We start from the raw sequence: 13,113 nt of genomic DNA, 5'->3' as shown, positions 1-13,113 counted from the left end.
CAAATATTTAAAGCACTTATGCCTACTCCAAAAATAAAAAGAGGATATCGTAAAACGCGTTATATTCTTTATAAAGAAACTCTAATCGATTATAAAGAACATTTCTGGTCGTTTTTAGGATCATTTGTTGGAATTGGTCTTTTGGCTTACGTACAGTCGATGCACTTTTCAGGAAGTGATGCTGTTTATTTAATTGGCTCTTTTGGAGCTTCGAGTGTTTTGGTTTACGGAATTATCCAGAGTCCTTTTTCTCAGCCTCGAAATTTAATTGGCGGACATGTAATATCTGCAATTGTTGGTGTAACGGTTCATAAACTGGTTCCGGACATTATGTATATTGCAGCTCCATTGGCAGTATCAATAGCCATAATTTTAATGCAGATTACCAAAACACTTCATCCACCCGGAGGTGCAACAGCTTTAATTGCTGTAATTGGAACAGAAAAAGTAAAATCATTAGGATACATGTACGTCATTTCTCCGGTTTTAGTTGGTGTTCTGATTTTGTTCTTAACGGCTTTGATTTTTAATAATATGACTTCCAGCAGAAGCTATCCGAGTCATAGTACGTATCACAAACATTATCATAAAATCAGAAAGCGACTGGCTAGAAAATAGTTTTGCTATTCCTGCAAGGTTTTTAAAACCTTGTAGGTATTAACTTGTGTATTCATCAAACCTACAAGGTGTTGAAAACCTTACAGGATTAAGATTCAGTTAAAACACAGAAAAACAATTCATTAAAATCTTTTCAACAAATCGTAATTCGTAATTCGTATTTCGTTTTTTATATTTTACCTTTGACCTCTCAATAAAAACAAAGATTATGGTTTATAAATTTAGAGTTATTCTAGACGCTGAAGAAGATATTTTCAGAGACATTGCAATTCTTGAAGAAGATACTCTTGAGGATTTACACAATGCGATCTTCAATGCTTTTGGTTTTGACGGATCAGAAGTAGCTTCGTTTTACACTTGCGACGAAACCTGGAATCAGGAAGATGAGATTCCGCTTTTTGATACTGGTGATGTTCCTGGCGAAATCAGAACCATGAACGACTACCCATTATCTAGTATTTTAGATAAAGAAAGTACAAAGATTATCTACGTTTACGATTTCATCAGTATGTGGACTTTCTTAGTTGAACTGGCTGCAATCGAAGAGGAACAAGTTGGAGTTACTTATCCTGAAACTCTATTCTCTCACGGAGAAATGCCGGACGAAGCAACAGAGAAAAGCTTTGAAGCAGATATGCACGATGATATCTACGGAGAATTTGAAGATGATTTAGACGAAGATGATCTTGACATGTTTGAAGGCGACGACAGCTTTGAAGATTATGGATTTGAGGAGAATTGGAATTAATTTTTTAAGGTTCTAAGGTTCTGAGAAGCTAAGGCTCTAAGATTTTTAATCTGAAGGATTTTTCTTATTTTTATATTTAATTTAAAAATAAGTAATGAGCACTTTTAGAACTTTATTGGTTTGGCAGAAATCAATGACCTTAATTACCAAAATTTATTCCTTAACAAACAAATTCCCTAAAGAAGAAATCTTCGGATTAACTTCACAAATTAGACGAAGTTCGATTTCTATTCCCAGTAACATTGCAGAAGGATTTGGAAGAGAAAGCGATAAAGAACTTTTACGCTTTCTAAACATTTCTGTTGGTTCATTATTCGAAATGCAAACGCAATTAGAAATCGCAAAAAACATATCTTATTTAAAAGAAGAAGATTTTAATAACTTATATGAGGATAGCCGCGAAATAGAAAGAATGTTAGTTTCTTTTATAAAAAAGATAAAAGAAAGAACTAAACCTTAGTATCTTAGCAACTTAGAACCTCAGCACCTAAAATAAATGATCAATTTATTCAACACCCACATCGAATCTCTTTCGATACACCGCGTAGGAAACAAAAGCCGTAACGAAGCTATTTTTTTATCAGAACAACCATTTAATTTAAATGATGAAATTGTTCCTTTGATTAAAGAATACTTTTTTAAACCTTTTAGAGAGAAAGAAGAAAACTATTATCAATTTGCGCATGAAGTAGATTTAGACTATAATGATATGTTTAAATATGCAACGGAAATTTTCGCAAATCCTTCTAATGTACAGGAGATCTCTAAAAAAATCACTACACATTTATTTGAGCAGTCAAATCATCCGCATATTAAAAACGGAGAGGTTTATATAACGTATTTGACTAATCTGAGTATCGACAATAATGTTGTTGATGCGATCGGAATTTTTAAAAGTGAGCTGCAAGCTGACTTTTTACAATTTGAAGAAAAAGACAGCAACCTTGAAATGATTTTGCAACAAGGAATCAACCTGAGCAAATTAGATAAAGGATGTTTGATCTTTAATTATAAAAAAGAAGAAGGATACAAAATTTTAACTGTAGACAGCAACCGTTATGATGCTCGCTACTGGTTAGAGCACTTTTTATCTGTTGATGCTTTTGAAGATGAAAACTTCATCACAAAAAAATATTTAAAATTCTGTCAAAACTTCGCTAAAGATGTTGTTTTTCCAGCAGAAGACAAGAAAGAGGAAGTAATGTTTATGAACCGATCTGTGAATTATTTCGCTAAAAATGATCAGTTTGAAGAACAAAATTTCCTGAATGAAGTACTAGATAATCCTGACTTAATTCCTGAATTCAAAAACTATAAAGTTGATAAAGGAGAAAAATACAGCATCGAAGATGTAACCTCGTTCCCAATTGCCAACGCAGCAGTTTCTGACGCTAGAAAATCGATTAAAAATGTAATTAATCTGGATACGCATATTCAGATTAAAATGGATTTTATTAATCCTGAAAGTGCAGAAAAATTTGTTGAAAAAGGTTGGGATGAAGAAAAACAAATGTATTACTACTTAGTTTACTTCAACAAAGAAGAAAAAAGCTAAGAAGTCTTCATTTTCTATTACTTACTTAAAACAAAAAACGGCAGCTACAAATGTAGCTGCCGTTTTTTATTGACTTTGATTCTTTAAAACAAAGAAAACATCGCTTTTAGTATATCATCATAAACTTGTTTGTCTTTTTCACCAGCGCGGGCTAGAACCCTGATTCCGGAGTAATTATTAAAAATAAAGCGTGCCAGTGATCTCGCTTCTTGTTTTGTCGAAATCTGACCAGACTCCTGCCCTTTCTTCACTGCTTTATAGAAAACCTCCTCCATTATCTTTTGATTCTCATGAACAATCTTACCAATTTCAGGATCATGCATAGCAAGTTCAACAGCAGAATTTACCATAAAACAACCTTTGGTTATTCGGTCTTCCAGACTCTCAATTACTGCCTGTTTAAAAATTTCTGTAAACGTAACCTTTATATTTTCAGATTTTTCCAGAAGTTCAATCACATAATTCTGACCTTGTTCCTGATATCTTTTCAGTGCTTTCACAAAAAGCTTTTGCTTATCGCCAAAAGTATCATACAAACTAGAGCGGCTTAGGCCTAAATGCGTAACCAGATCCTGCGCCGAAGTTCCGTTATAACCTTTGTGCCAAAAAATTTCAATAGCTTTATCTAAAGCCTTATCTTCATTAAATTCTTTCGTTCTAGCCATGCCTACAAAATTAAATTGCTTCCTGCAAAGATACAAAAATACGGAACAATCGTTCCTGAATAAGTCAAAAAAATTATAATACTGTATTTACAGTAAGACCGCCATCAACAACAATCTCAGTTCCTGTAATAAATGAAGAATCATCTGAAGCAAGGAAACTAATTGTTTTTGCAACTTCTGAAGCCTGACCAAAACGTTTCAATAAGATCTTTTGGCCTAAAGCAGCTCCAAAACCTTCCACTTCTTCTTTCTCTAAACCTACTTTACCATAAAGCGGAGTTTCAATTGGACCAGGAGAAACTGCATTAACTCGAATTTTTCTAGGTGCCAATTCTGCAGCAAACACTTTATTTAGTGACAAAACTGCTGCTTTACTTGCTGCATAAACACTAGAATTTAGCATTCCGACATGAGCATTTACTGATGTATTAAAAATAATTGAGGCTCCGTCGTTTAAAATTGGTAACACTTTTTGAACCGTAAAATAAAGTCCTTTTACATTTATGTTCATAATACTGTCATAATGTTCTTCTGAAGCAGAATCAACAGGAGCAAAAGCTGCCACACCAGCATTTACAAATAAAATATCTACTTTACCAAATTTGGCTTTTACCTGATCTACTAAATTATCAATTGATTTTAAATCCGATTGGTCTGCAACGATTCCGGTAACATTCAATTCTGTTTCGGCTTTTGTTAAAGCTTCTTTGTTTCTTCCTGTTACAATAACTTTTGCACCTTTTGAAACTAAATCAGCTGCTGCTGCATATCCAATTCCACTGTTTCCACCTGTCACGATTGCTACTTTATTCTCTAAATTTTTCATTTTATTTATTTTTTAAGTTATTGATTATTCAATTATTATGGTACAAAGATACAATAACGGAACGATCGTTCCGTTATTTAATTTGTTAAATTTTAGTTAAAATAAACGAGATTCTTTTTAAACCCTTTATTTGTAAAGGAAATAACTATCAGACTATAAATGAAAGAAATTGTAAAATGAGGTCGTTTCTTAATTTATGCTTAATTTTGTATTCTAAAAAAATACCACATGGATCGTCTTTTAACCAATGAAAGTCCTTTCGAAACGATTATCTCATTTCATAAATTAATTGAGTCTTTTGAGCAAATTGCCTTATCAGATGTTGATTATCGTTCTAACTACGCTAAAGCCATACTAAAAGAGGTTGAAGCATATCCGGAATTTAGAACCGGAATACGTGATTATAACACAATCAAAAACAACGAGACCTTAATAAAAAATCTAGTTGCCGACTTATTTCCTACTGCATTAACAAATAATGAGATAAAAGCAATCACAATTCCATTCCAGAATTTATCATTCAATTATACCGAACGTTTTAAAAAGATTCTGAAAAATGCCGGTGACGAATTCGATATGGAAATTCGTGATTTTGATGATCATCAATTTTATATTAATAATTGTTGTTTGATTCTAAGCAGTTATTACAAACAAAATATCGATTTTAATAAGCCTTTCTTTTATGATATTCCAGACGAAGAAGGCATAGAGAAACACTACAGGATTCTTTACAATGCTGACTTCATGGAAATTACTCCAACTGAAAGAGCAGTTGAACTTACACAAGATGATATTGACCAGTTAATTGATAATTACAACGATATTGACTTGTGGAAATCTAAATTTCCATCACGAAGCTGGACCTTAAAAGGTTTTGGTATTGTGTCGTTATTTGATGCCACTACAGAAAGTGCCATCTCAAACTTAAAAAGTAATTTATTAAAACCGGATTCTACCAGAGTTGCTTCGACTGAAATTATCGAGGATATTTTTAGATCAATTTTTAAAATTCCAAGTTTGAAGGTTGGTTTCATCATTTACAATCCTGAAGAAGAAAAATTTATCCGACCAATAAAATTTGATAATCAGCTGCAAAGTTTTCTTTTAAAAACAGATCAGGAAGTAGATTGTAAAAATGCTTTTTTTGGCTGTTCTTTTGAAAATCTTTTAGATAAAAATGAGCCTTTTGTAATTTCAAATGTGCTAAAATTCATTGAGGAATCGCCTAATAAAAAACTAGGTGAACATTTGCTGAAACAAGGTATCCAGAGTTGTGTTTTTGCTCCCGTTGTTAAAGAAGGACAATTATTGGGCGTTGTAGAACTCGTATCTGAAACACCAAGAGCTTTAAATAGTGTTAACGCAACAAAACTTGAACTGGTTCTACCCTATTTAACTGATACTATTGATCGTTATAATACGGATATGCAACATCAGATTGAAGCAATTATTCAACGCGAATACACAACTATTCACCCGAGTGTTTACTGGAAATTCAGAAAGGAATCTCAAAATTATTTTCAAAATATTAATCACACTAAAGATTATATTTTTAAGGAAATTGTTTTCAAAAATGTATATCCTTTATATGGTCAGATTGATATTAAAAGTTCCTCTGAACATCGAAACGAAACCGTAAAATCAGATCTAAAAAATCAGCTTTCGGCTCTTTTAGCCATTTTTGACAATCAAAAGCCAAATTCTAATCTTGTTCTTCTGGAACAAAGAAAATTTGAATTGGAATCGATGCGAAATGAATTAGAATTTCCGTTAAAAGCAGATACAGAACAACACATTCAAAGATATATTGAAGAAGAAATTCATCCTATATTAAAAAATACAACGGAGAATTCTAAGAATAAAAAATTAGAAGAGCTATACTTTGAAAATCTGGACGAAAAAACGGGAATGTTTTATCAGGAAAGAAAGAAGTTTGATAATGCAATGTCAATTATCAACAAAAAACTAGCTTCGGTTCTGGATAAAAAACAAGTTGAAGCGCAACAGATTTATCCGCATTATTACGAACGTTTTAAAACGGATGGCGTAGAGCATAATTTATATATTGGAGCTTCTATTTCGCCAACTAAACCTTTTGATATCATGTATTTGCATAATCTTAGATTATGGCAATTACAAACTTTATGCGAAATGGAACTGGAACATCATCAGCTTAAAGAATCGCTTCCTTATGAATTGGATGTTACGTCTTTAATATTAGTTTTTAGCGCTCCGCTTTCCATTCGATTTAGAATGGATGAAAAACGTTTTGACGTTGACGGAACTTATAATGCACGATACGAAGTGGTTAAAAAACGTATCGATAAAGCCAATATTAAAGGCACAAACGAACGAATTACTGAGAAAGAAAAAATTACAATTGTCTATTCTCAAAATAATGAAGAAACAGAGTACTTAAAATATATTAAATATTTACAGCACAAAAAAGTACTTGAACCTGCCATTGAACAATTTGAAGTCGAAGATCTTCAAGGTGTTTCAGGTTTAAGAGCCATTCGTGTAAAGGTGATTAACAATACTGTAAATCCCACAGCAAAAAAAATCACTTATCAGGATTTATTAGATGAGCTCAACTAAGTTAGTTGAGCTTTTCTTTATATAGTAACTTCTCTAAAAGCGATTACAAATGCAATTACGGTTATGATTATTCCAATCATAAAAAGGTTATAGGCGATTCGCAGTAAATTATACTTTCGCTGCAAAACCAAACCTAAGTAATACAAATCTTTGATCATGGTAGAATAAAGATAATCACGATCTTTCATCATTTCGTTCATCGCCCAGTCATATTCTTCCAATGGCATTTTGTAAAAGTTTCCAAAAAACATCAAGTTAACTCTTTTGGCTTCTACATCATCACGAGTAAAAAATCCTGAAGTAACTTTTGGTCTCGTAGAAAGGATGGCAAAAATAATCGTAATAACACTAGAAATCAACATTATAAAAGTCGGAATTACTAAATGAGCATTTTTCGGACTGTCTAATTTTGGTATGATTGAAGAAAGTGCAATCGAAATAATAATAGCATTTACTGATAATAAAATATTTGCTTTACTATCTGCAATTCCGCTTAATCGTGTATGGTTTCCTAATGTAACACGAAACAAAGTGTCAATACCACGGTCCGGTTTTTCAACTTTCTCCAGTTTCTCTTTCTTTTTAAGTTCATCTTCTAGGGCTTCTGCCGCTTTCTTTTCCTGTTTCTCTATTTTTTTCTGAATCAGCAGAAGGTTTTTCTCTTTTAAAGGTTGCCATTTTCTAAGCGCATAATCTGTATAAAATCGATGCTTGTTCATTAGAAAATTCATATTCTCTTTTGCCCATTCTTCATTAGAAAACGAAATAATTCCGGTATTTTTCAATTCCATTCGAAGCAACTCGCAAGTTGTAACATATTCCGCACCCATAATATGAGCGTAATCGGCATCTTTAATTATTTTTTCTAAATGATTTTTAGGAGTATATTCTTTAATTGTAGCCAAAATAAGACTGGAAACCTTAGCAATAAATTCCTCCGATTTTCCTTTTTCTTTTAAAAAGTCTGCCGCAATTTTTGCACTTCTTTCTTCGTGATTTTCATAACCGTTGATATATCCCGTATCATGAAACCAGGCTGCAATCAAAAGGACTTCTTTATCATCGTCATCAACATCTTCTTTTTTACACAGCTCTTTTACTGCAGTAACTACTGTTAAAGTATGGTTAAAATTATGATAAGAATATAAATTAGAAAGTTTATCTTTGAGTAAATTACTAACGAAGTCTTCGGATTGTTCTATTAGGTTCATAAAAATTATTTTAATACCACTAAATTATGAAATTGTTTTTGGATAATCATTTTATTGCCAAGATTAAAAACTTTTCATCAGCAACTCTTGCATTACTATTTATATATTCCTGCGCTACTAATAAAGCGCAATACGGAAAAAATGTAAGTGCTATCGAAACTGAAAACGCGACTGATACAATAAAAATTGCCCATACTTTTTATTTAGTGGGAGATGCCGGAAATGCAGATGAAGAACAGGCGCAACAAACCTTAGAACTTCTGCATCAGAAGCTAAAAAAATCAGGTAAAAAATCTACACTTTTGTTTTTGGGAGATAATATTTACCCGAAAGGTTTTCCTAGTGATAAAAACGCTGAAGACAAGGCCTTAGCCGAAACAAAACTTACCAATCAGTTGAAATTAACTAAAGGATTTAAGGGCAAAACCATTTTTATTCCAGGAAATCATGACTGGTACAGCGGTATTAAAGGCATGGAGCGTCAGGCTGAATTTGTTACCAAATATCTGGATGATAAAAAAGCGTTTTTACCACGAAAAACATGTCCTATAGAATCTGTAAAAATTGACAGTACTGCAACGTTAGTAGCAATTGACAGTGAATGGTTTCTGGAAGATTGGAACAATCACCCTACTATAAATGACAATTGCGATATTAAAACCAGAGAAGATTTTTTTGATGAACTGGAAAGTATTCTAAACAAAAATCAGGAAAAAACAGTTGTTCTTGCCATTCATCATCCGTTATTAAGCAATGGAACGCATGGTGGTCAATTTTCAATGGAAAAACAATTATTTCCTTTAGAGAATAAAATTCCGCTTCCGATAATAGGATCTTTTATCAATCTGTTACGAAAAACATCAGGAGTTAGTCCGCAGGACATTCAAAACAAACAATACACCATTTATGCTAAAAGAATTAAAACCCTTTTACAAAAACAGAAAAATGTAATTGTAGTATCTGGACATGACCACAATTTACAATATATAAGCAAAGAAAATATTCAGCAGATTATCAGTGGCGCCGGATCAAAATCTGAGGCGGCACGTGCCATTGCACCAAATGATTTTTCGTATGGAGGAAATGGTTACGCTACTTTAACCTTATTTAAAAGCGGAGACGCCAAGGTTTCTTATTTTGGGAATGAAAACAATAAAGAGAAGTTACTTTTTGAGCGCGAAATTATAAAAGCCAAAGAAATCAATTGGGCAGCAGATATCCCGAATAACTTTCCTCCAAAAGTGACGACTTCTATTTATTCTGCAAAAATGACCGACAAAGGTTTTCTTCATAAATTTCTATTCGGACAACATTACAGAAAGTATTACAGCATGCCAATTGAAGCCAAAACAGCAACTGTAGATACTTTAATGGGCGGTTTAAAACCTATTCGCGAAGGCGGAGGCCATCAATCTGTTTCGTTAAGAATGTCAGATCCAAAAGGACGCGAATACGTAATGCGTGCTATGAAGAAAAGCGCAACTGTATTCTTGCAATCTGTTGCTTTTAAAGATCAATATATTGTAAATGATTTTGAAGATACGTATACCGAAAATTTCTTATTGGATTTTTATACCACTTCTCATCCTTACACCCCGTTTGCTGTTGGAAATCTTTCTGATCATATCGGCCTTTCGCACACAAATCCGATTCTATATTATATTCCGAAGCAAAATGGTCTAGGCGAATTTAATTCAAGTTTTGGAGATCAGTTATATATGGTTGAAGAAAGACCTGCGGATAATCATCTTGATGGTAAAAACTTCGGGAATCCGAGCAATATTATTGGAACTGATGATATGATCAAAAACCTTCATAAAGACGAAAAATATTCGGTTGATGAAAAAGAATATATGAAAGCCCGTTTGTTTGACATGCTTATTGGCGACTGGGACAGACATAGCGATCAGTGGCGTTGGGGCGAATACAAAACAGGAGATAAAGTAATTTACAAACCAATTCCGCGAGACAGAGATCAGGCTTTTGTAAAATATGATGGTGCATTACTTTCTCTTTTAATGAATATTCCGGCATTACGCCATATGCGTAGCTTTAAGGATAAAATCGACAATGTAAAATGGCTTAACAGAGAACCTTACCCAATGGATTTGGCTTTTTTGAAAACTGCCGAAGAAAAAGACTGGATCGAACAGGCAAAATTTATTCAGGAAAATTTAACTGATGCTGATATTGATAGTGCCTTTAAGAATTTACCTAAAGAAGTTCAGGATGAAACTATTGAAGAAATCAAGCAAAAATTAAAAAGCAGAAAAAAAGAACTTCAAAAATATGCTTCAGAATATTTTGATGTACTAAGTCATACGGTAATGATTGCCGGAACAGACAAAAAAGATAAGTTTGTTATCAATCACAATATTAAAAAAGGTCTTGAAATTCAGGTTTTCCGAGTAAAGAAAGAGGGCGACGAATTGATTTATACCAAAAAAGTAACGGATGATAAAACCTCAAATTTATGGCTTTATGGTTTAGATGATAATGATGTTTTTGAAGTAAAAGGAAATGAGAAATCAAAAATTAAAATTCGTTTAATTGGTGGTCAAAACAACGATACTTATAACATTGAAAATGGAAAAAGAGTTATTGTTTATGATTTCAAGTCAAAAGAAAACACATACAATCTGGATTCCAAAACGCATACTCAATTGACGGATGATTACGATGTTAACCTTTATAATTATGAAAAACCAAAATACAATGTGATTTCTGGACTTCCAAATATTGGTTATAATCCGGATGATGGTGTAAAAGTAGGTTTCAATTTAAATTATACGGTAAACAATTTCAAACAGAATCCGTATACTCAAAGACATATTTTAAACGGTTTCTATTATTTTGCAACCGGTGGTTTAGAGTTTAATTATGTGGCACATTTTCCGGGATTACTGGGTAAATGGGTAATTGATGTGGAATCGCAATTGACCACACCAAATTTTGCGATGAACTATTTTGGATACGGAAACGAAACTACAAATAACGACGAAGAACTTGGAATGGATTACAATCGTGTTCGCATCCGCAAATTTAATGTTTCAGGAGCTGTAAGACACGTTGGGCGTTATGGAAGCGAATTTAGCCTTCAGCCTATTTTACAGAGAATGACTGTTGAAGAAACCGAAAATAGATTTATTGACATTCCGGGTATTGTAAATCCGGCTGTTTTTGATAGTCAGACTTTTGGAGGTTTGAAAGTAAAATATGTTTTTAAAAACGCCGATTTTGCTGCGAAACCAACTTTAGGAATTCATTTTATGATTGCAGGAACCTGGACCACAAATTTAAATGAAACCAAACAAAATTTCCCTACGCTTGAAAGCATCTTAGGTTTTACCCATAAAATTGATCATAACGGAAAACTTATTTTGGCCACTTATTTTAAAGGAAAAGCGATTTTAAATAATAACTACGAATTTTATCAGGGCGCAACTTTAGGTGGTGATACTGATTTGAGAGGATATAGAAATGAACGTTTCTTAGGAAGCTCGTATTACTCTCAAAGCTCTGATTTACGTTTAACCATTGGAAAAATTCAGCGAACAGTTGCACCAATGACTTACGGAATTTTAGGTGGTTTTGATTATGGAAGAATCTGGCTTGATGGCGAAAACTCCAAAAAATGGCATCAGGATTATGGCGGAGGTCTTTGGATAAATGCTATAAATGTTATTACCGCAAGAATCTCTTATTTTAAATCTCCAGATGAAGTTGGAAGACTTATTTTTGGAGCGGCGTATAGTTTTTAGTTCTAAGTTGCTAAGGTTCTGAGCTACTAAGATACTAAGTATAAAAAAGGTCTGATTTCGATAAATCAGACCTTTTTTATTTTATTTTAATGTCCAGTCTATGAAATCATTCATTACTTCTTTCCAATGTGGTTTTTCATGATCTGCTCTTCCATTTTCCTTTACTTCAAAAAAGTTGTGCTCTAAATCTAAATAACGCTTATAAGTCAAATTAGTTTTTGAATGCTGAATATAAAATAATGGGACTAAATCACATAAATCTGAAGCAATATCATTTGTTGCATAAGCCAGATAAGTTGGAATTTCAATTTTTAGCCAATCATTTATCTGAGGTTTTGAAAATGATTTCCAGGCTAGCAAATAAGGTTTTGTATTTAATTTATCTTCATTATAAGAATCTCGGAGCATTTGATAATTTTTCTCCATAGATTCGTCGGCTTCTTTCCATGTTATTGCATGAGCCTCGGCTGCTTTTCTGTCATCTCTTATTAATTGATCAATTCTCCCAAACGGATTCGCACCAAACAAACCTAGCTGTGTTATTTTTTTATTACTAACTGCAAGGGCTGACGCCACTTTTGAGCCTTGCGAATGACCTGCAACTACAAGTTTAGAAGAATCAACCCATTTCTGTTTTTGCAAAAACTTTAAAACTGCATTTCCTCTTTTTTGATAATTTTCAAGATAATCTGACAATTCAAATTCGCGATCAAAATCTTCCGGCTTATCTGGGTTTGGAATATAAGAATAGGATTTATTAAGATTTTTTTCTTCAGCAATAACCGGAGTTTTTGGCATTGAAATAATCACCAAATGATAATGTTCTTTAATCTTAGCAATATCAAAATTTCTTATTCCGCCCGCGATCATCCACATAGATTCCTTTTCTGGCTTTACAAAAAGAGGCATTGGTAAAGAGCCCTGGCAAAATAAAAAAACAGGTTTCTTTGTTGTCAGAACCGTATCAATTACAATAAAATCGATAGCGTCTTTATCCTCTTTTAAACTAAAATGAATGGCTTGTTTATTAATGAGTTCACCGTTTTGGGCAAATGAATATTGAAATAAAAAGAGAACAGGAATTAATCGTAAAAGAGTATTCATACCAATAATACTTCATCTTTATTTATT

General features: G+C 32.9%; 10 protein-coding genes. 6 read left to right on the top strand and 4 right to left on the bottom strand.

Annotated features, from left to right (window positions below; translation table 11 throughout):
* The first annotated feature begins 18 nt into the window (after positions 1–18).
* From KHA98_RS10870 to KHA98_RS10855, 4 genes are all read left to right on the top strand, one after another.
* Entirely contained in the window at positions 19–618 is a 600-nt protein-coding gene (locus KHA98_RS10870) for an HPP family protein (protein ID WP_213257952.1), read from the top strand.
* 208 nt (positions 619–826) lie between these two features.
* Positions 827–1,366, top strand: coding sequence for an IS1096 element passenger TnpR family protein (locus KHA98_RS10865; protein WP_213257951.1), 540 nt, complete (start codon positions 827–829; stop codon positions 1,364–1,366).
* Positions 1,367–1,460: 94 nt separating this feature from the next.
* Entirely contained in the window at positions 1,461–1,826 is a 366-nt protein-coding gene (locus KHA98_RS10860; protein ID WP_213257950.1) for a four helix bundle protein, read from the top strand.
* A gap of 36 nt (positions 1,827–1,862) precedes the next feature.
* Positions 1,863–2,921 (top strand): nucleoid-associated protein, encoded by a 1,059-nt coding sequence (locus KHA98_RS10855; RefSeq protein ID WP_213257949.1) that lies wholly within the window; start codon positions 1,863–1,865, stop codon positions 2,919–2,921.
* 83 nt (positions 2,922–3,004) lie between these two features.
* On the opposite strand, the gene KHA98_RS10850 is transcribed toward KHA98_RS10855, so the two are convergent.
* Together KHA98_RS10850 and KHA98_RS10845 are read right to left on the bottom strand one after the other, a co-directional pair.
* The gene (locus tag KHA98_RS10850; protein WP_213257948.1) at positions 3,005–3,586 is read right to left on the bottom strand and encodes a TetR/AcrR family transcriptional regulator; all 582 of its coding nucleotides are present in this window, start codon (positions 3,584–3,586) and stop codon (positions 3,005–3,007) included.
* 73 nt (positions 3,587–3,659) lie between these two features.
* The gene (locus KHA98_RS10845) at positions 3,660–4,412 is read right to left on the bottom strand and encodes an SDR family oxidoreductase (protein WP_213257947.1); all 753 of its coding nucleotides are present in this window, start codon (positions 4,410–4,412) and stop codon (positions 3,660–3,662) included.
* 228 nt (positions 4,413–4,640) lie between these two features.
* Here KHA98_RS10845 and KHA98_RS10840 point away from each other — a divergent pair, with 228 nt between their 5' ends.
* Positions 4,641–7,010, top strand: coding sequence for a GAF domain-containing protein (locus KHA98_RS10840; RefSeq protein WP_213257946.1), 2,370 nt, complete (start codon positions 4,641–4,643; stop codon positions 7,008–7,010).
* A 17-nt stretch (positions 7,011–7,027) separates the two neighbouring features.
* On the opposite strand, the gene KHA98_RS10835 is transcribed toward KHA98_RS10840, so the two are convergent.
* On the bottom strand, positions 7,028–8,221 hold the full coding sequence (locus tag KHA98_RS10835; protein WP_213257945.1) for a Pycsar system effector family protein: 1,194 nt from the start codon (positions 8,219–8,221) through the stop codon (positions 7,028–7,030).
* Between the two features lie 26 nt (positions 8,222–8,247).
* On the opposite strand from KHA98_RS10835, the gene KHA98_RS10830 reads away from it, so the two are divergent.
* The gene (locus KHA98_RS10830; RefSeq protein ID WP_213257944.1) at positions 8,248–11,982 is read left to right on the top strand and encodes a metallophosphoesterase; all 3,735 of its coding nucleotides are present in this window, start codon (positions 8,248–8,250) and stop codon (positions 11,980–11,982) included.
* Positions 11,983–12,063: 81 nt separating this feature from the next.
* On the opposite strand, the gene KHA98_RS10825 is transcribed toward KHA98_RS10830, so the two are convergent.
* Positions 12,064–13,086, bottom strand: coding sequence for an alpha/beta hydrolase (locus KHA98_RS10825; RefSeq protein ID WP_213257943.1), 1,023 nt, complete (start codon positions 13,084–13,086; stop codon positions 12,064–12,066).
* Between the last annotated feature and the right edge of the window lie 27 nt (positions 13,087–13,113).

It is taken from the genome of Flavobacterium branchiicola, assembly GCF_018383905.1.
Lineage (GTDB): Bacteria > Bacteroidota > Bacteroidia > Flavobacteriales > Flavobacteriaceae > Flavobacterium > Flavobacterium branchiicola.
This window is presented reverse-complemented; position numbering and strand designations above follow the sequence as displayed.